This is a genomic window from Franconibacter helveticus LMG 23732 (assembly GCF_000463115.2).
GTDB lineage: Bacteria > Pseudomonadota > Gammaproteobacteria > Enterobacterales > Enterobacteriaceae > Franconibacter > Franconibacter helveticus.
This window is the reverse complement of record NZ_AWFX01000045.1, coordinates 13274-36430: the sequence shown is the minus strand read 5'-3', so window position 1 is coordinate 36430 and position 23157 is coordinate 13274. Positions and strand designations below refer to the sequence as shown.

Genomic DNA, 23157 nt, shown 5'->3' with positions numbered 1-23157 from the left:
TTCGTAATTTCAGTGGGTTGGTTGCTGTGAGCCAAGGGCGGTAGCATGCCCGCGCACAGAGATGCGACGATAATTTTTCTGTCAACGATATGCGGTTAAATAAGCAATTTTAGGATTGATTCTGTTTATTAACTTTGCCCGCAGGTATCACTATTGCGGGCAGTGAAAAACAGGGTTGCTTATTTAAAACATCCTGGATAATAACTTTGCCTAAGTGATAAATATTCAATGATGAGATCCAGACTGAAATTGATGCCTTTATTGGTGTCTGTAACCTTGCTAGGTGGTTGCACCGTCTTTCCCGGTAGTAATATGTCCACGATGGGCAAAGATGTGATCAAACAACAGGATGCAGACTTTGACCTTGACCGGATGGTAAATGTTTATCCGCTTACGCCAAGGCTGGTTGAGCAATTAAGACCCCGACCCAATGTCGCGCAGCCCAATATGTCATTGGATCAGGAAATCTCTAATTATCAGTACCGGGTAGGGCCGGGCGACGTGCTTAACGTCACCGTCTGGGATCACCCTGAACTGACCACGCCGGCAGGCCAGTATCGTAGCTCCAGCGACACCGGCAACTGGGTGCAACCGGACGGCTCCATGTTCTATCCCTATATCGGCAGAGTCCACGTAGCGGGTAAAACCCTTTCGGAAATTCGTAGTGATATTACCGGCCGTTTAGCGCAATACATCGCCGATCCGCAGGTGGACGTTAATATCGCCGCATTCCGCTCGCAAAAAGCCTACGTTTCAGGCCAGGTGCAAAAATCGGGTCAGCAGGCGATCACCAACGTACCGCTTACGGTGCTGGATGCCATTAACGCCGCAGGCGGCCTGACGGAAGACGCCGACTGGCGCAACGTAGTGCTGACCCATAACGGGCGCGAAAATCGCATTTCTCTTCAGGCGCTGATGCAAAACGGCGATCTGAGCCAAAACCGCCTGCTTTATCCGGGCGACATTCTTTTCGTGCCGCGTAACGACGACCTTAAAGTCTTCGTGATGGGCGAAGTGAAAAAACAGAGCACGCTCAAGATGGACTTCAGCGGCATGACGCTGACCGAAGCGCTCGGCCAGGCAGAGGGCATCGACCTCAACACCTCCAATGCCAGCGGCATCTTCGTGATCCGTCCGCTCAGAGGCGAAGGCCAGCGCAACGGCAAGATTGCCAACATCTACCAGCTTGATATGTCCGACGCCACGTCGCTGGTGATGGCGACCGAGTTCCGCCTGCAACCGTACGATGTGGTTTACGTCACAACCGCGCCGGTGGCCCGCTGGAACCGCCTTATCAACCAACTGCTGCCGACCATCAGTGGTGTCCGTTATATGACGGATACGGCAAGCGACGTCCACAACTGGTAACGGCCTATGTTTAACAAAATTCTTGTGGTGTGTGTGGGGAACATTTGCCGTTCCCCCACGGCGGAGCGCCTGCTTAAGCGCTACCAGCCGGAATTGACTGTCCACTCAGCGGGCCTTGGCGCGCTGGTGGGAAAACCCGCGGACGCGAATGCAGTAAGCGTGGCGCAGGCCAATGACTTGTCGCTGGACGGGCATAGCGCCCGTCAGCTTACCGCCGCCATGTGCCGTGAATACGATCTGATTCTGACTATGGAGCGGCGGCATATTCACGCGCTGTGCGACATCGCGCCGGAAATGCGGGGCAAAGTCATGCTGTTTGGCCACTGGGATGGCGAGAACGAAATCCCGGACCCTTACCGTAAAAGCCGCGAAGCGTTTGAAGCGGTCTATTCACTTCTCGATCGGTCGGCCCGCAAGTGGGCGCAGGCACTGAATACGCAGCAGGGATAACGATGACAGAGAAAGTAAGACACTCCGCCGCCTCGTCCGAGGGCAGTGACGAAATTGATATCGGGCGCCTTATCGGCACGGTGATTGAAGCGAAGTGGTGGGTGCTTGGCATCACCGCGCTTTTCGGCCTGCTGGCGCTTATCTATGTGCTGTTCGCCACGCCCATTTACAGCGCCGACGCGCTGGTGCAGATAGAACAGGATGCCGGCAATTCGCTGGTGCAGGATATCAACAGCGCGCTAACCAACAAGCCGCCCGCTTCTGAAGCGGAGATCCAGCTCATTCAGTCGCGTCTGGTGCTGGGTAAAACGGTCGACGATCTTGACCTTGATATCGCGGTCGAAAAAAACAACTTCCCGATTTTCGGCGCAGGCTGGGACCGCCTGACCGGCCATGCCAACGATACGGTGAAGGTCACGACTTTCAACCTGCCGAAAGGCATGGCCCAGGATGTCTTTACCCTTGAGGTGCTGGGGCCGCAGCAGTATCAGCTGACCAGCGACGCGGGCTTTAGCGCGCGCGGCACCGTCGGCCAGCCGCTGTCGAAAGAGGGCGTGCAAATGGTGGTAAGCGACATTCGCGCCGCAGAAGGCAGCGAGTTTACCGTCACGAAATACTCCACGCTCGGCATGATCAATCAGCTGCAAGGCAACCTGACCGTGACCGAAAACGGTAAAGACACCGGCGTGTTAAGCCTTACCTTTACCGGCGAAGATCGCGACAAAATCCGCGACATCCTGAACAGCATCACCCGCAATTACCTTGAGCAGAACGTGCAGCGCAAGTCGGAAGAGGCGGCGAAAAGCCTGGCTTTCCTCGACAAGCAGCTGCCCGAAGTGCGCGCGCGTCTGGATGACGCCGAAAACAAGCTGAACGCGTACCGTCAGGAAAAAGACTCGGTCGACCTGCCGCTTGAAGCCAAATCGGTGCTGGATTCGATGGTTAACATCGACGCCCAGCTTAACGAGCTGACCTTCAAAGAAGCGGAAATTTCCAAGCTCTATACCAAAGCGCACCCGGCTTACCGCACGCTGCTGGAAAAGCGCCAGGCGCTGGAAGATGAAAAGGCGAAGCTGAATAACCGCGTTACCGCCATGCCGAAAACGCAGCAGGAGATCGTTCGTCTGACGCGTGATGTCGAGTCAGGCCAGCAGGTCTACATGCAGCTGCTTAATAAACAGCAGGAGCTGAAAATCACCCAGGCGAGCACCGTCGGCGACGTGCGCATCGTCGACCCGGCGATTACCCAGCCGGGGATCGTGAAGCCGAAAAAAGCGCTGATTATTCTTGGCAGCATTATTCTCGGCCTGCTGCTTTCGGTGGTGATTGTGCTGCTGCGCTCCCTCTTTAACCGCGGCATTGAAAGCCCGCAGGTGCTGGAAGAGGCAGGCATCAACGTCTACGCCAGCATCCCGCTTTCTGAATGGCAAAAAGAGCGTGACAGCGTGAAAACCGTTAAAGGGGTGAAGCGCTACAAGCAGAGCCAACTGCTGGCGGTGGGTAACCCGACCGACCTTGCCGTTGAAGCTATCCGCAGCCTGCGCACCAGCCTGCACTTCGCCATGATGCAGGCGCGAAACAACGTGCTGATGATGACCGGGGTCAGCCCTTCCATCGGTAAAACGTTCGTTTGCGCCAACCTGGCGGCGGTGATCAGCCAGACCAATAAACGCGTGCTGCTTATCGACTGCGATATGCGTAAGGGCTACACCCATGAGCTGCTTGGCACCACGAATGTAAATGGTCTGTCTGATGTGCTCTCCGGGCAGGGCGATATCGCCCGCTGCGCGCAAAAAACCTCGATTCCCGGTTTTGACCTGGTGCCGCGCGGGCAGATCCCGCCGAACCCATCTGAGCTGTTAATGAGCGAGCGTTTCGCTGAACTGGTGAAGTGGGCCAGCAGCCAGTATGACCTGGTGCTGATTGATACGCCGCCGATTCTGGCGGTGACCGACGCGGCGGTAGTAGGCCGCCACGCCGGCACCACGCTGATGGTGGCGCGCTACGCCGTCAACACCCTTAAAGAGGTGGAAACCAGCCTGAGCCGCTTCGAGCAGAACGGCATCCAGGTGAAAGGGGTGATCCTGAACTCTATCTTCCGTCGTGCCACGGGCTATCAGGATTACGGCTATTACGAGTACGAATATAAGTCGGACCACAAATAACCTGGCCGCCCTTGTTCCAGCCCTCTTCCTGAGAGGAGGGCGAGATGCGCCTCGCCACGGAACGAGGAATAAAAAAGAGAATGCTTCGGGCTGTCATTGCCAACGATAGCCCGAAGCCAAAAGCAGTCGCCGCTAACGTGCATAACGTCCATCTGCATTCGGAGAAACAACAATGAACCGCACAGCGCGCCCATTAATTTCCATTTATATGCCGACATGGAATCGCCAACAGCTGGCTATTCGCGCCATTAACTCGGTGCTGCGCCAGGACTATGAACACTGGGAGATGATCATTGTCGATGACTGTTCATCCTCTTATGAGCAACTGCAAGGCTTTGTTGAGGGACTGAACGATCCGCGCGTGCGTTACACCCGCAACGACTACAACTCCGGCGCTTGCGCGGTGCGCAATCAGGCCATATTGCAGGCGAAAGGGGAGTTTATTACCGGTATTGATGACGATGACGAATGGATGCCGGATCGCCTCTCAACCTTTCTTGAGCACAAACACCAGCTGGTCACGCACGCCTTTTTGTATGCCAACGACTACCTGTGCGAAGGCCAGGTCTATTCCCAGCCCGCGAGCCTGCCGCTTTACCCGAAATCGCCCTGGTCGCTGAAGCTGTTCTACAAACGCAATATTGTCGGCAACCAGGTCTTTACCTATGCCTGGCGCTTTAAAAGCTGCCTGTTCGATACCGAACTCGCGGCGGCGCAGGATTACGATATCTTCCTGCGCATGGTTGTGGAGTACGGCGAACCCTGGAAAGTGGAAGAGGCGACGCAAATTCTGCACATCAACCATGGCGAAATGCAGATAACCAAATCGGCGAAAAAGTTTGCCGGCTATTTTCACTTCTATCGCAAGCACAAAGACAAATTCGACCGCGCAAGCAAGAAGTATCAGCTCTTCACGCTCTACCAGATCCGCAACAAACGCATGACCTGGCGCACGCTGCTTACGCTGCTTTCTGTTCGCAACACCAAGCGACTGGCTGACGGACTGCGGGGGAAATAATGCTGCTTGAGGATCTGCGCGCCAATTCATGGAACCTTCGCCCCTGCTGCATGGTAATCGCTTATCGCGTGGCCCATTTTTGCTCGGTCTGGCGCAAGAAAAATGTCCTGAACAACCTTTGGGCGGCGCCCGTGCTGCTGCTCTATCGCTTTATAACCGAATGCCTGTTTGGTTATGAAATCCAGGCCGCCGCCACCATCGGCCGCCGTTTCACTATTCATCATGGCTATGCGGTCGTCATCAATAAAAACGTGGTGGCGGGAGACGATTTTGTTATTCGCCACGGCGTCACCATCGGCAATCGCGGCGCCGACAGCCTGGCTTGTCCGGTTATCGGCAACGGCGTTGAGCTGGGGGCGAACGTGGTGATGATTGGCGATATCACCATCGGCAACAACGTTACCGTCGGCGCAGGCAGCGTGGTGCTGGACAGCGTGCCGGACAACGCGCTGGTGGTGGGTGAAAAAGCGCGAGTAAAGGTAATTAAATGAACATTCTGCAATTTAATGTTCGCCTTGCCGAAGGCGGGGCGGCGGGCGTGGCGCTGGATCTTCACCAGCGCGCGCTGCAAAAGGGACTGCGTTCGCGCTTTATTTATGGCTATGGCAAGGGCGGCAAGAAAAGCGTCAGCCATGACCGCTTCGCACACGTGGAAAAACATACCCCGCGCCTGACTTCCATTGCCAATATTGCGCTGTTCCGGCTTTTTAACCGCGACCTGTTCGGCAACCTTAACGGGCTTTACCGTCGCGTAACGCGCACCGAAGGGCCGGTAGTGCTGCACTTTCACGTTCTGCACAGTTACTGGCTGAATCTGCAAGAAGTCGTGGATTTCTGCCAGCGCCTGAAAGCGCATAAAGCGGACGTCACTTTTGTCTGGACGCTGCACGATCACTGGAGCGTAACCGGCCGCTGCGCCTTTCTTGACGGCTGCGAAGGCTGGAAGAGCGGCTGCGGCAAATGCCCGACGCTGAGTAATTACCCGCCGGTGAAGATTGACCGCGCCCACCGCCTGGTGGCAGGCAAACGCCAGCTGTTTCGTGAAATGCTGGCCCTGGGTTGCCGTTTTATCTCCCCAAGCCAGCACGTCGCGGACGCCTTCAACGAGCTGTACGGGGCAGGGCGCTGCCACATTATTAACAACGGTATCGATGTGGCGACGGAGGCTATCCTGGCGGAGCTGCCGCCCCGGCAGGCGGCGTCGGCGAAGCCGAAAATCGCCGTGGTGGCCCATGACCTGCGCTACGACGGCAAAACTAACCAGCGTCTGGTGCGCGAGCTGGTGTCGCTTGGCGAGAAGGTGGAGGTGCATACCTTCGGCAAGTTTTCGCCCTTTGAAGCAAGCAATGTCGTTAACCACGGTTTCCTGACCGACAAGCGCCAGTTAATGAGCGAGCTAAATCAAATGGACGCGCTGCTGTTTACGTCGCGCGTGGATAACTACCCGCTGATTTTATGCGAAGCGCTTTCCATCGGCGTGCCGGTTATCGCCACCCACAGCGACGCGGCGCGGGAAGTGCTGCAAAAATCGGGCGGCCAGACGGTGGATGAGCAAACCGCATTGCAACTGGCGCAGCAGGGGAAAGCGGACATAGCGCAGGCGGTATTTGGCGCCTCCCTTGAAGACTTTACCGCGCGCAGCCGGGCGGCATACAGCGGCGAACAGATGCTGGAGGAATATGTCTCGTTCTATCAGAGTCTGTAGCTATCTGCTGCTGCCGTTCATCTACCTTGTGGTGAACGTGAAGCTTCTGCAACTCGGCGAAAGCTTCCCCATTACCATCGTAACGTTTCTGCCGCTTATTTTGCTGCTGTACGTGGAAAAAATAAGCGTTAAGAAATTACTTATTGCGCTGGGAGTAGGCGCCGGGCTTACGCTTTTCAACTTCGTTTTTGGTAAGTCGCTGGATGCCAGCAAGTATGTTACGTCGACGATGCTCTTTGTTTATATCGTTATCATTATCGGCATGACCTGGAGTATCCGCTTCAAAACCATTTCGCCGCGCAATTATCGTAAAATATTACGGATATTTTACATTGTGGTTGGGATTATTGTGGCGCTCGCGGCAATGGAAATGGCTCAGATTATTCTGACTGGCGGCAGCAGCCTGATGGAGAATATTTCTAAATTTCTTATCTACAGCAACAGCTATGTACTGAATTTTATCAAGTTTGGCGGGCGGCGCACCACGGCGCTTTATTTTGAACCTGCCTTCTTCGCTCTGGCGTTAATCTCAATTTGGCTCAGTATCAAACAGTTTGGTATCAAAACGCCGAAGACGGATGGTATGATTCTGCTGGGGATAATTTTATCCGGGTCGTTTTCAGGGGTAATGACGTTTATTCTCTTCTATTTGCTGGAATGGGCGTTTCAGTACCTCAACAAAAATGCGATCCGTAAAAAGTTACCGTTGGCAATTATTTCACTGGCGGTCTTTATTGTCGGCGTTGTGTTTGCTTTCCCCTATATCGCGACCCGCCTGGGCGATCTCGGCACCGAAGGATCGTCATCTTATTACCGTATTATCGGTCCGCTGGCGATGGTGGGGTATTCATTAACAAACATTGACGGCGTTGTGCGTTTTGGTTCGCTTTACGAATATGTCGCATCATTCGGAATTTTTAACGGTGCGGACGTCGGTAAAACCATAGACAATGGGCTGTATCTGCTAATCATTTATTTTTCCTGGTTCGCGGTTTTATTAACCTGCTGGTATATGTACCGGGTTGTAAAAATGATGCTTAACGCGTTTGGTAATAATCAGAATTTTCGCGTTCAGCTGTGGCTTTTCACGCCGGTGTCGCTGTTTTTTACCGGTTCGATATTCAGCCCGGAATATGCTTTTTTAATTGTATGTCCGTTTATTCTGCGTAAAGCGTTAAACATTACAGCTTCCTGATGAGGTCAGCCATGATGCTTTTGAGTGTAATTACTGTCGCCTGGCGCAATTACGAAGGGGTAGTGAAAACCTGGCAGTCGCTGGCCCATCTGGCGAAAGCGAAAAACATTGAGTTTGAATGGATTGTGGTGGACGGCGGTTCTAATGACGGCACTGAGGAATTTCTGAAAAATCTGCAAGGCCAGTATAATTTACGCTACGTTAGCGAAAAAGATAAAGGCATTTACGATGCAATGAATAAAGGCATCGCCATGGCCAAAGGCCGTTACGCTATTTTTCTTAATTCCGGCGATGTGTTTCATTCGGAAGTGGCGGACGTTGCTCACCAGCTCGCCGCTACGCCTGCCGACGAACACGCCATGTATATTGGCGATGCGCTGCTTGATTTTGGCGATGGCAACAAAGTACGCCGCGGCGCTAAGCATGGCTGGTATATTTATCACAGCCTCCCGGCCAGCCATCAGGCTATTTTCTTCCCGGTGGAAGGGCTGCGCAATTATCCTTACGATCTGCAATATAAAGTCTCATCCGATTACGCATTAACCGCTCGCCTTTACAAAGCAGGCTACGGTTTTAAAAAATTAAAAGGCCTGGTTTCGGAATTTTCGATGGGTGGCGTGTCAACCTCGAATAATCTGGAATTATGCCGCGATGCAAAAAACGTACAACGCAAAATATTAGGCGTGCCCGGCTTCTGGGCAGAAATATCTTATTTATTACGCCTGCGCACGACCGGCAAAGCTAAGGCGATGTATCACAAAGCATAACGCCTGAAGCATAAGGAAAAACTATGCAGGAATTAAGCGGATTCTCGGTGCCGAAAGGCTTCCGGGGCGGGCACCCTATTAAGGTTCAACTGTGGTGGGCGGTTCAGGCGACATTATTTGCCTGGTCTCCGCAAGTGCTTTATCGCTGGCGCGCTTTTTTATTAAGACTTTTCGGCGCACGCATCGGCAAAGGGGTGGTTATTCGCCCTTCGGTAAAAATAACCTACCCCTGGAAATTAACGCTTGGGGATTATGCCTGGGTCGGCGATGAGGCCGTTTTATATACCCTTGGCGATATTACCATCGGCGCCAATTCGGTGGTTTCGCAGAAATGTTATCTCTGCACCGGCAGCCACGATTATCTGTCCGACCATTTCGATATTAACGCCACGCCGATTGTGATTGGCGAGAAATGCTGGCTGGCCACCGATGTGTTTGTCGCCCCTGGCGTCACCATTGGCGACGGCACGGTAGTAGGCGCAAGAAGCAGCGTATTTAAACCGCTGCCAGCCAATGCGATTTGTCGCGGCAACCCGGCAAAAGTCATTCGCGAACGCGTGGAAACGCCTTCGCAACCGCAATAACGAAAAGATTTTCCCCTCTCCGGGCGAGAGGGCCTGAACGAGGGGAACAGGTTACTGAACCCTGGATTATGAAACAGCCTGGCGAGCAGGCAAGGTCCGATTTAAACAGAGGAAATAGACATTATGAGTAAAGTTGCTCTCATTACCGGCGTAACCGGACAAGACGGCTCTTATCTGGCTGAGTTCCTGCTTGAGAAAGGCTACGAAGTACACGGCATCAAGCGTCGCGCCTCGTCATTCAACACCGAGCGCGTGGACCATATCTATCAGGATCCGCACACCAGCAACCCGAAATTCCACCTGCATTACGGCGACCTGACCGATACGTCCAACCTGACCCGTATCCTTCAGGAAGTGCAGCCGGATGAAGTCTACAACCTGGGCGCGATGAGCCACGTAGCGGTCTCTTTTGAATCCCCGGAATACACCGCAGATGTAGACGCCATCGGCACCCTGCGCCTGCTGGAAGCCATCCGCTTCCTGGGCCTTGAGAAGAAAACCCGCTTCTACCAGGCGTCCACCTCTGAGCTGTACGGTCTGGTGCAGGAAATTCCGCAGAAAGAGACCACGCCGTTCTACCCGCGTTCACCGTATGCAGTGGCAAAACTTTACGCTTACTGGATCACCGTTAACTACCGTGAATCCTATGGTATGTATGCCTGCAACGGCATTCTGTTCAACCACGAATCCCCGCGCCGCGGCGAAACCTTCGTAACCCGCAAAATTACCCGCGCTATCGCCAACATCGCCCAGGGCCTCGAGTCTTGCCTGCACCTTGGCAACATGGACTCCCTGCGTGACTGGGGTCATGCCAAAGACTACGTAAAAATGCAGTGGATGATGCTGCAACAGGAGCAGCCGGAAGATTTCGTTATCGCGACCGGCGTGCAGTACTCCGTTCGCCAGTTCGTCGAAATGGCCGCCGCACAGCTTGGCATTAAGCTGCGCTTTGAAGGCAAAGGCGTGGAAGAAAAAGGCATCGTGGTTTCCGTAACCGGTCACGACGCGCCGGGCGTGAAGCCGGGCGACGTTATCGTTCAGGTTGACCCGCGCTACTTCCGTCCGGCAGAGGTGGAAACCCTGCTTGGCGACCCGACCAAAGCGCACGAAAAACTGGGCTGGAAGCCGGAAATCACTCTCCAGGAGATGGTTTCTGAGATGGTAGCCAAAGATCTTGAAGCAGCCAAAAAACACTCGCTGCTCAAATCTCACGGCTACGAGGTGGCCATCGCGCTGGAGTCCTGAGGATGAAAAAACAACGTATTTTTGTCGCCGGCCACCGCGGAATGGTGGGCTCGGCCATCGTCCGCCAGCTTGAGCAGCGCGACGACGTTGAACTGGTGTTGAAAAGCCGCGATGAGCTAAACCTGCTGGACGGGAAGGCGGTCGACGCCTTCTTCGCCGACGCGAAGCTCGACCAGGTTTATCTGGCGGCGGCGAAAGTGGGCGGCATTGTCGCCAACAACACCTATCCGGCGGATTTCATCTACGAAAACATGATGATCGAGAGCAACATCATTCACGCGGCGCATAAGAACGACGTGAATAAGCTGCTGTTCCTCGGCTCATCATGCATTTATCCGAAGATGGCGAACCAGCCGATTAAAGAGAGCGAGTTGTTGCAGGGAACGCTTGAGCCGACCAACGAGCCGTACGCCATCGCTAAGATTGCAGGCATTAAGCTGTGCGAGTCTTACAACCGCCAGTATGGCCGCGACTATCGCTCCGTGATGCCGACCAACCTGTACGGGCCGAACGATAACTTTCACCCAAGCAATTCGCACGTGATCCCGGCGCTGCTGCGCCGTTTTCACGAGGCGACGCAGGACAATACGCCGGATGTGGTGGTGTGGGGCAGCGGTACGCCGATGCGTGAATTCCTGCACGTGGATGACATGGCGGCAGCCAGCATCCACGTTATGGAGCTGGCGCATGAAGTGTGGCTGGAAAACACCGAGCCGATGCTTTCCCACATTAACGTCGGCACCGGTGTGGACTGCACCATCCGCGAACTGGCGCAGACCATCGCTAAAGTGGTGGGCTACAAAGGCCGCGTGGTGTTCGACGCCACCAAACCGGACGGCACGCCGCGCAAACTGCTGGATGTGCAGCGCCTGCACAGCCTGGGCTGGTATCACGAGGTAACGCTGGAAGCCGGTCTTGCCAGCACCTATCAGTGGTTCCTTGAAAACCAGCAACGGTTCCGGGGGTAAGCGATGTTTTTAAGCCAGCAAGACTTTGCCACCGTGGTGCGTTCCACGCCGCTTATCTCCATTGATCTTATCGTGGAGAACGAGCGCGGGGAGTTTCTGCTGGGCAAGCGCAACAACCGTCCGGCGCAGGGTTACTGGTTTGTGCCGGGCGGGCGCGTGCAGAAGGACGAACCGCTCGCGCACGCCTTCGAGCGCCTGACTCAGGCCGAGCTTGGCAAGCGTTTCGCTATGGGAGAAGGGGAGTTTTATGGCGTCTGGCAGCACTTTTATGACGACAACTTCTCCGGTACGGATTTCTCCACGCACTACATCGTGCTGGGCTTTCGCCTGCGGGTGAACGAGGAGGCGTTAAGCCTGCCGACAGACCAGCACAATGCGTACCGCTGGATGAAGCCCGAACAGCTAACGGCAAGCGAAGAGGTGCATGACAACAGCCGCGCCTATTTCCTTGCCGAACGCCAGGCGGAGGCGCCGGGACTATGAAGATTCTGGTCTATGGCATCAACTACTCGCCGGAGCTGACCGGTATCGGTAAGTACACCGGCGAGATGGTGGAATGGATGGCCCGTCAGGGCCATGAGGTGCGGGTCATCACCGCACCTCCTTATTACCCGCAGTGGCAGGTGGGGGAAAATTACTCCGCCTGGCGCTGGAAAAAAGAGCAGGGCGCCGCCACCGTCTGGCGCTGCCCGCTCTATGTGCCGAAGCAGCCTTCAACGCTGAAACGTTTAATTCATTTAGGCAGCTTTGCGGCGAGCTCGTTTTTCCCGCTGCTGGCGCAGCGAAGCTGGAAGCCGGACCGCATTATCGGCGTTGTGCCGACGCTGTTCTGCACGCCGGGCATGCGCCTGCTGGCGAAGCTTTCCGGCGCGAAAACGCTGCTGCACATTCAGGATTACGAAGTGGACGCCATGCTCGGTCTTGGCATGGCGGGCAAGGGCAAAGGCGGCAAAGTCGCTCGCCTGGCTAGCCGCTTTGAGCGCAGCGGTCTGCATAACGTCGATAACGTCTCGACCATCTCTCGTTCAATGATGAATAAAGCCAGAGAGAAGGGCGTACCGGACGATCGCGTTATTTTCTTCCCCAACTGGTCGGAAGTTTCCCGCTTTCGCGACGTCACGCAGGCGGAAGCGGCGGCGCTTCGCCAGCAGCTTGGCCTGCCGGCGGATAAAAAAATCATTCTTTACTCCGGCAACATTGGAGAAAAGCAGGGGCTGGAAACCGCCATCGAAGCGGCGGAACGCCTGAAAGACAAGCCCTGGGAATTTGTGATTGTCGGCCAGGGCGGCGGCAAAGCGCGGCTTGAGAAAATGGCGGCGGAACGCGGCCTCTCGAACGTGCGCTTCTTCCCGCTTCAGCCTTACGAGGCCTTGCCGGCGCTGTTAAAGATGGCCGACTGCCATCTGGTTATCCAGAAGCGCGGCGCGGCGGATGCGGTATTGCCTTCCAAACTCACCAATATTCTGGCAGTGGGCGGCAATGCGGTTATCACCGCCGAGAGCGAAACCGAGCTGGGCCAGCTTTGCCTGAATTACCCGGGCATCGCCGTCTGCGTTGAGCCGGAATCGACGCCCGCGCTGGTGCAGGGCATCGAAGCCTGTCTGGAACTGCCCAAATTCAACACGGTGGCACGTGAATATGCCGAACGCACGCTCGAAAAAGAGAACGTGTTAAGTCAATTTATCGCTGATATTCGGGGTTAAGCATGAGTCAGTCGACACTCTATCCAGTCATTATGGCGGGCGGCTCCGGCAGCCGTCTGTGGCCGCTTTCCCGCGTGCTTTACCCAAAACAGTTCCTCTGTCTGAAAGGGGATCTGACCATGTTGCAGGCGACGGTCTGCCGCTTAAACGGCGTGCAATGCGAAAGCCCGGTGGTTATCTGCAACGAGCAGCACCGTTTTATCGTCGCCGAACAGCTGCGCGAGCTGAACAAGCTGACCGAAAACATCATTCTTGAGCCTGCCGGGCGTAATACTGCGCCAGCCATTGCGCTGGCGGCGCTGGCGGCGCAGCGCAACAGCCCGAACGCCGATCCGTTGATGCTGGTGCTGGCGGCGGATCACGTTATCCAGAACGAAGAGGCGTTCCGCGAGGCGGTGCGCGCGGCGATGCCGTTTGCCGAAAGCGGCAAGCTTGTCACGTTCGGCATCGTGCCGGATCAACCGGAAACAGGATATGGCTACATTCGCCGCGGCGAGGTAGTGAACCCGGAACAGAACGTGGACGCCGTGGCGTTCAGCGTGGCGCAGTTCGTCGAAAAACCGAACCTCGAGACCGCCCGCGCTTACGTGAATACCGGGGAATATTACTGGAACAGCGGCATGTTCCTGTTCCGCGCCGGGCGTTATCTGGAAGAGCTTGCCAAATACCGCCCGGATATTTTGCAGGCGTGCGAGAAGGCGATGAGCGTCGTCGACCCGGATCTCGATTTTATCCGCGTGGACGAAGCCGCTTTCCTGGCCTGCCCGGATGAGTCTGTGGATTACGCGGTGATGGAAAAGACCGCTGACGCGGTCGTGGTGCCCATGGACGCGGGCTGGAGCGACGTCGGCTCCTGGTCGTCGCTTTGGGAAATCTCAAACCGCACGCCGGAAGGTAACGTGCATCACGGCGATGTTATCAGCCACAACACTGAGAACAGCTACGTTTACGCCGAATCGGGCCTGGTGACCACCGTAGGGGTGAAAGACCTGGTGGTGGTGCAAACCAAAGACGCTGTGCTGATCGCCGACCGCAACCACGTGCAGGATGTGAAAAAGGTGGTGGAGCAGATAAAGCATGACGGCCGCCGCGAACACCATATCCACCGCGAAGTGTACCGCCCGTGGGGCAAATATGACTCTATCGACGAAGGCGAACGCTATCAGGTGAAGCGTATCACCGTGAAGCCGGGCGAGGGGCTTTCGCTGCAAATGCATCACCATCGCGCCGAGCACTGGATTGTGGTGGCGGGTACCGCGAAGGTCACCATCAATAACGAGATCACGCTGCTGGGCGAAAACGAGTCGATTTACATTCCGCTCGGCGCCACCCATTGCCTGGAAAACCCGGGGAAAATTCCCCTCGACCTGATTGAAGTGCGGTCCGGCGCTTATCTGGAAGAGGACGACGTGGTGCGGTTTGCCGACCGCTACGGCCGCGTCTGATTCTGCAACGTTTTTCACGTTGCAGACGGGCTAACCCCTTTTTGCAACGTGAAGTTCGCAGACCTGCGCATTACGGTTTTCCGAAAAAAAGACGAATCAAGAGATAAAAATGGAAAAGTTAACCTGTTTTAAAGCCTATGACATTCGCGGCCGCCTGGGCGAGGAGCTGAACGAAGATATCGCCTGGCGTATCGGTCGCGCCTATGGCGAATTCCTCAAGCCGAAAACCATTGTACTGGGCGGCGACGTGCGCCTGACAAGCGAAGCGCTGAAGCTTGCGCTGGCAAAAGGGTTGCAGGACGCGGGCGTCGATGTGCTGGATATTGGTCTTTCCGGCACCGAAGAGATCTATTTCGCCACCTTCCACCTGGGCGTGGACGGCGGCATCGAAGTGACCGCCAGCCACAACCCGATGGACTATAACGGTATGAAGCTGGTGCGCGAGGGCGCGCGTCCGATTAGCGGCGACACTGGCCTTCGCGACGTACAGCGTCTGGCGGAAGCTAACGACTTCCCGCCTGTCAACGAGGCGAAGCGCGGCAGCTACAAGCGTATCGATCTGCGCGATGCTTACATCGATCACCTGCTCTCTTACATTGATGTAAACAACCTCAAGCCGCTGAAGCTGGTTATTAATTCAGGCAACGGCGCGGCAGGCCCGGTAGTGGATGCGCTGGAAGCTCGCTTAAAGGCGCTCAACGCGCCGGTGAGTTTTATTAAGGTGCACAACACGCCGGATGGCAATTTCCCTAACGGCATTCCTAACCCGCTGCTGCCGGAATGCCGCGACGACACCCGCAACGCGGTGATTGAGCACGGCGCGGATATGGGCATCGCCTTTGACGGCGATTTCGACCGCTGCTTCCTGTTCGATGAAACCGGGCAGTTTATCGAGGGCTACTACATTGTCGGCCTGCTGGCGGAAGCTTTCCTCGAAAAACACCCCGGCGCGAAAATCATTCATGACCCGCGCCTTTCCTGGAACACCGTAGACGTGGTCAAGGCCGCAGGCGGCACGCCTGTGATGTCGAAAACCGGTCACGCTTTCATTAAAGAGCGTATGCGTCACGAAGATGCCATTTACGGCGGCGAGATGAGCGCGCACCACTACTTCCGCGATTTCGCCTATTGCGACAGCGGGATGATCCCCTGGCTGCTGGTCGCCGAACTGCTGTGTCTGAAAGGACAAACGCTTGGCGAACTGGTGCGCGACCGCATGGCCGCCTTCCCGGCGAGCGGCGAAATCAACAGCAAGCTCGCTGAACCGGCGCAGGCTATCGGGCGTGTGGAAAACCACTTTTCTTCGCAAGCGCTTTCTGTCGACCGCACCGATGGCATCAGCATGGAATTTATCGACTGGCGCTTTAACCTGCGCAGCTCGAACACCGAACCGGTGGTGCGGCTGAACGTGGAATCCCGCGGCAATACGGAATTAATGCAGGTTAAAACACGGGAGATCCTGGCGCTGCTGAACCAGTAACCAGGCGGCCACAACCTTCGCCCCGGCAGGTAAAAGGGGAGAGCGCCTTCTGTCGAGAGGGAAAAAAGAAAAACGGTTTCTCAGGAACCAGGAACGGAACCCTCCCCGGCGCGGGGAGGGCAGGAGGGGCATTAAGGTGAGATCGCTTAACAGCGCCTTTGGGCGCCCTACAGGTACAACGATGGCAAATCTAAAAAAGCGCGAACGAGCTAAAACGAATGCATCGTTAATCTCCATGGTGCAACGGCTCTCTGATATCACCATTATGTTTACCGGGCTTTGGCTGGTGTGTCAGCTCAGCGGCTTGCCTTTCTTTTATATGCATCTGCTGATGGCCCTGATTGCGCTGGTGGTGTTTCAGATGATCGGCGGCATCACCGATTTCTACCGCTCATGGCGCGGTGTGAAGATTTCGACTGAGCTGATGCTGCTGTTGCAAAACTGGACGCTGGCGCTGGTCTTTAGCTCGGGCTTGCTGGCGTTTAACGATGATTTCAATATCAGTTTCGGCACCTATCTTGCCTGGTATCTGCTTTCCAGCGTCGGCATGGTGGTTTGTCGCAGCTTTATTCGCTTTGGCGCAGGCTGGCTGCGCAACCTGGGCTACAACACGCGTCGGGTTGCTATCGCCGGAACCTTGCCTGTGGGCCAGGAGCTGGCGGAAAGCTTTCGCAATGAGCCGTGGCTTGGCTTTGAAGTGATGGGCGTTTACCACGATCCGCTGCCGGACGGCGTGCCGCCGCAGTGGGCGGGCACCACCGAACAGCTGGTGGAAGATGCGAAAGCGGGCAAAATTCATAATGTTTATATCGCCATGTCGATGAACGACGCCGCGAGCATTAAAAAGCTGGTGCGCGATCTTTCCGACACCACCTGCTCGGTGATGATGATCCCCGACGTGTTCACCTTCAACATTCTGCATTCGCGTCTGGATGAGGTGAACGGCGTGCCGGTGGTGCCGCTGTTTGATACGCCGCTTTCCGGCATTAACCGCGTGCTCAAGCGTATTGAGGACATCATTCTCTCCTCGCTGATCCTGCTGCTGATTTCACCGGTGCTGCTGTGTATCGCCATTGCCGTGAAAGCCAGCTCGCCCGGCCCGATTATCTTCCGCCAGACCCGCTACGGGATGGACGGCAAGCCGATTAAAGTGTGGAAGTTCCGCTCCATGCGGGTGATGGAAAACGATGCGGTGGTTGTTCAGGCCACGCAAAACGACCCGCGCGTCACCAGAGTGGGCAGCTTCCTGCGCCGCACCTCGCTTGATGAGCTGCCGCAGTTTATCAACGTGCTGACCGGCGGGATGTCGATTGTCGGCCCGCGTCCGCATGCGGTAGCGCATAACGAGCAGTACCGCGCGCTGATTGAAGGCTACATGCTGCGCCATAAAGTGAAACCTGGCATTACCGGCTGGGCGCAGATCAACGGCTGGCGCGGCGAGACCGATACTCTGGAGAAGATGGAGAAACGCGTCGAGTTTGACCTTGAGTACATTCGCGAGTGGAGCCTGTGGCTCGATATCAAAATCGTCTTTCTCACTATCTTCAAAGGCTTTGTGAACAAAGCGGCATATTAAGGATTTGTCATGAGCCTTAGAGAAAAAACCATCAGCGGCGCCAAATGGTCCGCTATCTCCACCGTCATCATCATCGTTCTTGGACTTTTACAGATGACGTGGCTGGCCCGCCTGATGGATAACCACCAGTTCGGCTTGCTGACTATTTCGCTGGTGATCATCGCCCTGGCCGATACGCTTTCCGACTTCGGCATCGCCAACTCGATTATCCAGCGTAAAGAGATCAGTCATCTTGAGTTGACGACGCTCTACTGGCTGAATGTCGGGCTTGGCATACTGGTCTGCGTGGTGGTTTTCTCGCTGAGCGGGGTTATCGCTACGCTTTTGCACAACCCCGATCTTTCACCGCTGATTAAAACGCTGGCCTTCGCGTTTGTGGTGATCCCACACGGCCAGCAGTTCCGCGCCCTGATGCAAAAGGAGCTGGAATTTAACAAAATCGGCATGATTGAAACCCTGGCGGTGTTGTCGGGCTTCACCTTTACCGTTATCAGCGCCCATTACTGGCCGGTGGCGCTGACCGCGATTATTGGTTACCTGGTCAATACGGTGGTGCGCACGGCGTTGTTTGGTTTCGCCGGGCGCAAAATTTATCGGCCCGGCCTGCATTTCTCGCTGCCTTCCGTCGCCTCGAACCTGAAGTTCGGCGCCTGGCTGACAGCCGACAGCGTGGTGAACTACATCAATACCAACCTCTCAACGCTTGTGCTGGCGCGTATTCTCGGTGCCGGCGCGGCAGGGGGCTTTAACCTCGCCTATAACCTGGCGGTGATCCCGCCTGCCAAACTCAACCCGATTATTACCCGCGTGCTGTTTCCGGCTTTCGCCAAAATTCAGGACGACACGGAAAAGCTGCGGGTGAATTACTACAAGCTTATCTCCATGGTCGGCATTATTAACTTCCCGGCGCTGCTGGGGCTGATGGTGGTTGCCGACTCTTTCGTGCGGGTGGTGTTCGGCGAGCGCTGGCTGTTTATAACGCCGGTGCTGCAACTGCTGTGCATCGTTGGGCTGCTGCGGGCGATTGGCAACCCTATCGGTTCGCTGCTGATGGCGAAAGCGCGCATGGATATTAGCTTTAAGTTCAACCTGTTTAAAACGTTGCTGTTTGTGCCCGCCATTGTGCTTGGCGGCCATTGGGGCGGCGTTTTGGGCGTGACCATCGGCTTTTTGTCGGTGCAGATAATAAATACCGTATTGACCTATTTTGTCCTTATCAAACCGATACTTGGACCCAGTTATCGTGACTACATTTACAGCATCTGGTTACCGTTCCGCTTATCTATACCCACCGTGCTGGTGAGTGGCGGACTGGGATATTTTTTCCCAGGGCAACTCCCTTTTGCGGCGTTGCTGATCCTTCAGGTGGTTGCTGGCGTCGCGGCGTTTGCGCTGACTTTGCTTTTTTCTCGTGAACCTCTGGTGCTGGAGATTAAGCGTCAGCTGTGCCGTAGCGACAAGTTGAAAGCCTTATTGCGCGTGAGCTGAATGGCAAAGCGCGCTGTAGTTAAGATGACGAGGTCATAATGAAAATTTTAATTTTGGGTAATCATACCTGCGGCAACCGCGGCGATAGCGCCATTCTCCGCGGCCTTATCGACGCTATCCATACGCTGGATAAGCGCGTCGACATCGATGTGATGAGCCGCTATCCGGTAAGTTCCGCAAGTTTGTTGGGCCGACCGGTGATGAAAGATGGCCTCTATGAACATATGAAACAGGCTAATAACGCCGCAGGCGTCATGGGCCGGGTAAAAAAAGTGCTGCGCCGTAAGTACCAGCATAAGGTGTTGCTGGCGAAAGTGACGCAGCGCGGCAGGCTCAGCAATGTTTCCGTACCGAAAGCCTTTACCGATTTTGTTGATACGCTTGAGCAGTATGACGCCATTATCCAGGTGGGCGGCTCGTTCTTTGTCGATCTCTACGGTGTTTCGCAGTTTGAACATGCGCTGTGCAGCTTTATGGCGAAAAAACCCATTTACATGATTGGCCACAGCGTGGGCCCGTTTAACGACCCGCAGTTTAATGAAGTGGCGAATCATGTTTTCAGCAATGCCGATGCGCTGGTGCTGCGCGAAACGGTGAGCCGCGACTTAATGGAAGAAGCGGGCATCAGTACGCAAAAGGTAGAGCAGGGCGTGGATACCGCCTGGCTGGTGGATCGCGACGCGAACGATTTGACGCTGGAATACGCGGTCAATCACTGGCTGGACATTATTCGCCAGCGTAAAACTGTCGCCATCACCCTTCGCAATCTCGCGCCTTTCGACAAGCGTCTGGGTACGACGCAGCAGGCCTACGAAAAAGCCTTTGCCATCATGGTTAACCAGCTGATCGCCGACGGTTACCAGGTGCTGGCGCTTTCTACCTGCACCGGCATCGGCAGCTATAACAAAGATGACCGGATGGTGGCGCTCAACCTGAAGTCGATGATTGAACAGCCAGAGCATTATCATGTGGTGATGGACGAACTTAACGACCTGGAAATGGGCAAGCTGCTGGGCGCCTGCCAGCTGACGGTAGGCACCCGCCTGCACTCGGCCATTATTTCAATGAATTTCGGCACCCCGGCTATCGCCATCAACTACGAGCACAAGTCCGCCGGCATCATGAAACAGCTCGGCATGCCGGAGATGGCGGTTGAGATCCGTAATCTGCTTGATGGTTCGCTACAGCAGAAGGTTAGCGAAACGCTGGAGAAACTGCCGGAAATCAACCAGCGCCTGGATCAGGCGGTGCAGGCCGAGCGCGAACACGGTCTGCGAATGGTGCAGGACGTATTGCAGCGGGCCGGGGAGGGAAAATGAAGGTCGGTTTCTTTCTGCTGAAATTCCCGCTGGCATCTGAAACCTTTGTACTTAATCAGATTGTCGGTTTTATCGACATGGGGTACGAGGTAGAGATTGTCGCTCTGCAAAAAGGGGATATGCAGAACACCCACGCGGCGTTTACGCAGTATGGGCTTGCACAAAAAACCACCTGGCTGCTGGACGAGCCCGAAGGCAAACTGGCGAAACTGAAATCGCGGGCGGGCAACACCTTGAAGGGGGCGCTGCGCCCCCGTACCTGGAAGGCGCTTGATAAAAAACGCTACGGCGACGAAGCGCGTAACCTGATCCTTTCCGCCATTTGCGGGCGAGTAAAAGCGCCTGTGGTTGCCGATGTTTTTATCGCACATTTTGGCCCGGCAGGCGTGACGGCCGCCAAACTGCGAGAGCTTGGCATTCTGCGCGGCAAAATCGCCACTGTTTTTCACGGCATCGATATTTCTCACCGCGACGCGCTGGCGCGCTATACGCCGGAGTATCAACAGCTTTTTCGCCGCGGCGACCTGATGTTGCCCATCAGCGAACTGTGGGCAAGCCGCCTGAAAGCGATGGGCTGCCCGGATGAAAAAATCGTGGTATCGCGCATGGGCGTGGACATGAATAAGTTTTCCCTGCGTCCGCTGAAGGTGCCCGGTTCGCCGCTTGAGATTATCTCTGTTGCGCGGTTGACCGAGAAAAAAGGGCTGCATGTGGCCATAGAGGCCTGCCGTTTGCTGAAGGCGCGCGGGGTGAACTTTCGTTACAACATTCTGGGCATCGGCCCCTGGGAGCAGCGCCTTCGCGCGTTGATCCAGCAGCATGGTCTGGAAGACCAGGTCTTTATGCCGGGCTTTAAGCCAAGCCATGAGGTCAAGGCGCTGCTGGACCAGGCCGATCTCTTCCTGCTCCCTTCCATAACGGGCGCCGATGGCGATATGGAAGGCATCCCGGTTGCGTTAATGGAAGCGATGGCCGTCGGCATTCCGGTGGTTTCCACGCTGCACAGCGGCATTCCTGAGCTTATCGACGCGGGGAAATCGGGCTGGCTGGTGCCGGAGAACGACGCCGAAGCGCTGGCGGAGCGTTTACAGACATTCGCCAGCCTGCGCGAAGAAGAGCTTCGGCCCATGCTACGCCATGCCCGACAAAAAGTAGAAACCGACTTCAATCAGCAGGTCATTTATCGAGAGCTTGCCGGTTTGCTGCAAGCGCTATAGAGCCTGAGGTACTATGCGTAAAGAGATAAAATTGTCACCTTCCCTTTCCCGCCGCACCCTTCTGCAAGCCAGCTCCGCGCTGGCTATCCTGCCGCTCTTCCCGCTTGCCGCCCGTGCGCAAACCCGTGCTGATAGCGTCAGCATCGCCCGCTATGACAAAACCGATATGATCGCCGCCTTTAAACAGGCTTTTGCGCAGGCGCAGACGGTAGAAGTGCCTGCCGATACGGTATGTGACAACGTTAACGGCGCGGTGTTTATTCCACCAGGTAAAACCCTGCTGGTGCGCGGCGGCATAAAGGGTAACGGTAAAGGCCGCTTTGTTTTACAGGACGGCAGCCAGGTGGTGGGAGAAGAGGGCGGCCGTCTGCACAATATCACCCTTGATGTGCGCGGCTCCGACTGCGTTATTAAAGGGGTCGATTTAAGCGGCTTTGGCCCGGTGGCGCAGATTTATATCGGCCAGAAAGAGCCGGTCACGATGCGTAACCTTCTTATCGATAACATCACGGTGCATGATGCGAACTACGGCATTTTGCGCCAGGGGTTTCGCGACAAGATGGAAGGGGTGCGCATTACCAACGGTCGTTTTACGCACTTACAGGGCGACGCGATTGAGTGGAACGTGGCTATCAACGACAGCGACATCCTGATCTCCGACCATGTTATCGACCATATTGACTGTACGAACGGCAAAATTAACTGGGGCATCGGCATTGGCCTTGCGGGCAGCACCTATGACAACGACTACCCGGAGAGCCAGGCGGTAAAAAACTTTGTGGTTGCCAATATTACCGGCAGCAATTGCCGGCAACTGGTGCATGTTGAAAACGGCAAGCATTTCGTGATTCGTAACATCAATGCCAAAAATATAAACCACACCTTCAGTAAAAAAGCGGGCATCGATAACGCAACCGTGGCTATTTACGGCTGCGATAACTTTATTATCGATCAGGTAAATATGACTAACAGCGCCGGTATGTTGATTGGCTATGGCGTGATTAAAGGCAACTACCTTTCGATACCGCAAAACTTCAAGCTTAACGATATCCATCTCGACAACACCCACATGCCCTATAAAAGCCGGGGCATCCAAATCTCTTCCGGCAACGCCACCTCGTTCGTCGCTATCACTAACGTGACGATGAAGCGCGCTACGCTTGAGCTGCACAATAAGCCGCAGCACCTGTTCCTGAGAAATATTAGCGTTATGCAGGACTCTGCCGTGGGGCCGGCGCTGAAAATGCACTTTGACCTGCGAAAAGATGTGCGGGGGCGTTTCATGGCGAAGGAAGACACGCTGCTCTCACTGGCGAATATTCATGCAATTAACGAAAGAGGGCAAGAGTCAGTGGATATCGACCGGGTGGATCAGCAGCATGTCAGCGCGCAAAGGCTGAATTTTAAGCTATCGGTAGCGCAAAAATAGCCATTTCGCCACTTTGCGAAGATTCTGAGACCTGC

General features: G+C 55.4%; 20 protein-coding genes. All 20 read left to right on the top strand.

Features of this window, described 5'->3' with window-relative positions; all coding sequences use genetic code 11:
* Positions 1-228 precede the first annotated feature (228 nt).
* The 20 genes from DW56_RS12690 (at position 229) to wcaM (ending at position 23122) form a co-directional block, all read left to right on the top strand.
* Positions 229-1368, top strand: coding sequence for a polysaccharide export protein (locus DW56_RS12690; RefSeq protein WP_035890011.1), 1140 nt, complete (start codon positions 229-231; stop codon positions 1366-1368).
* A gap of 6 nt (positions 1369-1374) precedes the next feature.
* Positions 1375-1818, top strand: a complete 444-nt coding sequence (gene wzb / locus DW56_RS12685) for a low molecular weight protein-tyrosine-phosphatase Wzb (RefSeq protein WP_024553512.1) — start codon at positions 1375-1377, stop codon at positions 1816-1818.
* 2 nt (positions 1819-1820) lie between these two features.
* Positions 1821-3983 carry a tyrosine-protein kinase Wzc gene (gene wzc / locus DW56_RS12680; RefSeq protein ID WP_035890008.1) on the top strand — a complete coding sequence of 721 codons (2163 nt, stop codon included), beginning with the start codon at positions 1821-1823 and terminating at the stop codon, positions 3981-3983.
* Positions 3984-4155: 172 nt separating this feature from the next.
* Positions 4156-5001 carry a colanic acid biosynthesis glycosyltransferase WcaA gene (gene wcaA, locus DW56_RS12675; protein WP_024553510.1) on the top strand — a complete coding sequence of 282 codons (846 nt, stop codon included), beginning with the start codon at positions 4156-4158 and terminating at the stop codon, positions 4999-5001.
* A gap of 2 nt (positions 5002-5003) precedes the next feature.
* On the top strand, positions 5004-5492 hold the full coding sequence (wcaB, locus tag DW56_RS12670; RefSeq protein ID WP_024553509.1) for a colanic acid biosynthesis acetyltransferase WcaB: 489 nt from the start codon (positions 5004-5006) through the stop codon (positions 5490-5492).
* The gene (wcaC, locus tag DW56_RS12665; RefSeq protein ID WP_024562058.1) at positions 5489-6706 is read left to right on the top strand and encodes a colanic acid biosynthesis glycosyltransferase WcaC; all 1218 of its coding nucleotides are present in this window, start codon (positions 5489-5491) and stop codon (positions 6704-6706) included. Before wcaB ends, wcaC begins: the two co-directional genes overlap by 4 nt.
* Positions 6681-7901, top strand: coding sequence for a colanic acid polymerase WcaD (gene wcaD / locus DW56_RS12660; RefSeq protein WP_024553507.1), 1221 nt, complete (start codon positions 6681-6683; stop codon positions 7899-7901). Before wcaC ends, wcaD begins: the two co-directional genes overlap by 26 nt.
* 14 nt (positions 7902-7915) lie before the next feature.
* Positions 7916-8668 (top strand): colanic acid biosynthesis glycosyltransferase WcaE, encoded by a 753-nt coding sequence (wcaE, locus tag DW56_RS12655; protein WP_024553506.1) that lies wholly within the window; start codon positions 7916-7918, stop codon positions 8666-8668.
* Between the two features lie 23 nt (positions 8669-8691).
* Entirely contained in the window at positions 8692-9252 is a 561-nt protein-coding gene (gene wcaF / locus DW56_RS12650; RefSeq protein WP_024562059.1) for a colanic acid biosynthesis acetyltransferase WcaF, read from the top strand.
* A 123-nt stretch (positions 9253-9375) separates the two neighbouring features.
* The gene (gene gmd, locus DW56_RS12645) at positions 9376-10497 is read left to right on the top strand and encodes a GDP-mannose 4,6-dehydratase (RefSeq protein WP_024553505.1); all 1122 of its coding nucleotides are present in this window, start codon (positions 9376-9378) and stop codon (positions 10495-10497) included.
* A gap of 2 nt (positions 10498-10499) precedes the next feature.
* Entirely contained in the window at positions 10500-11465 is a 966-nt protein-coding gene (gene fcl, locus DW56_RS12640; protein ID WP_024553504.1) for a GDP-L-fucose synthase, read from the top strand.
* A 3-nt stretch (positions 11466-11468) separates the two neighbouring features.
* Positions 11469-11948 (top strand): GDP-mannose mannosyl hydrolase, encoded by a 480-nt coding sequence (locus DW56_RS12635; protein ID WP_024553503.1) that lies wholly within the window; start codon positions 11469-11471, stop codon positions 11946-11948.
* Positions 11945-13168, top strand: coding sequence for a colanic acid biosynthesis fucosyltransferase WcaI (gene wcaI, locus DW56_RS12630; RefSeq protein WP_024553502.1), 1224 nt, complete (start codon positions 11945-11947; stop codon positions 13166-13168). The genes DW56_RS12635 and wcaI overlap by 4 nt, the downstream gene beginning before the upstream one ends.
* Before the next feature lie 2 nt (positions 13169-13170).
* Entirely contained in the window at positions 13171-14613 is a 1443-nt protein-coding gene (cpsB, locus tag DW56_RS12625) for a mannose-1-phosphate guanyltransferase (protein WP_024553501.1), read from the top strand.
* 109 nt (positions 14614-14722) lie between these two features.
* The gene (gene cpsG, locus DW56_RS12620; RefSeq protein WP_024553500.1) at positions 14723-16093 is read left to right on the top strand and encodes a colanic acid biosynthesis phosphomannomutase CpsG; all 1371 of its coding nucleotides are present in this window, start codon (positions 14723-14725) and stop codon (positions 16091-16093) included.
* Positions 16094-16274: 181 nt separating this feature from the next.
* Positions 16275-17669: an undecaprenyl-phosphate glucose phosphotransferase gene (wcaJ, locus tag DW56_RS12615; protein WP_024553499.1), complete on the top strand. Its 1395-nt coding sequence runs from the start codon at positions 16275-16277 to the stop codon at positions 17667-17669.
* Positions 17670-17678: 9 nt separating this feature from the next.
* Positions 17679-19157 carry an MOP flippase family protein gene (locus DW56_RS12610; protein ID WP_024553498.1) on the top strand — a complete coding sequence of 493 codons (1479 nt, stop codon included), beginning with the start codon at positions 17679-17681 and terminating at the stop codon, positions 19155-19157.
* Positions 19158-19195: 38 nt separating this feature from the next.
* Positions 19196-20476 carry a colanic acid biosynthesis pyruvyl transferase WcaK gene (gene wcaK, locus DW56_RS12605; protein ID WP_024553497.1) on the top strand — a complete coding sequence of 427 codons (1281 nt, stop codon included), beginning with the start codon at positions 19196-19198 and terminating at the stop codon, positions 20474-20476.
* Positions 20473-21693, top strand: a complete 1221-nt coding sequence (gene wcaL, locus DW56_RS12600) for a colanic acid biosynthesis glycosyltransferase WcaL (RefSeq protein ID WP_024553496.1) — start codon at positions 20473-20475, stop codon at positions 21691-21693. The genes wcaK and wcaL overlap by 4 nt, the downstream gene beginning before the upstream one ends.
* A 13-nt stretch (positions 21694-21706) precedes the next feature.
* Positions 21707-23122 carry a colanic acid biosynthesis protein WcaM gene (gene wcaM, locus DW56_RS12595; protein ID WP_024553495.1) on the top strand — a complete coding sequence of 472 codons (1416 nt, stop codon included), beginning with the start codon at positions 21707-21709 and terminating at the stop codon, positions 23120-23122.
* The last annotated feature ends 35 nt before the right edge of the window (positions 23123-23157 follow it).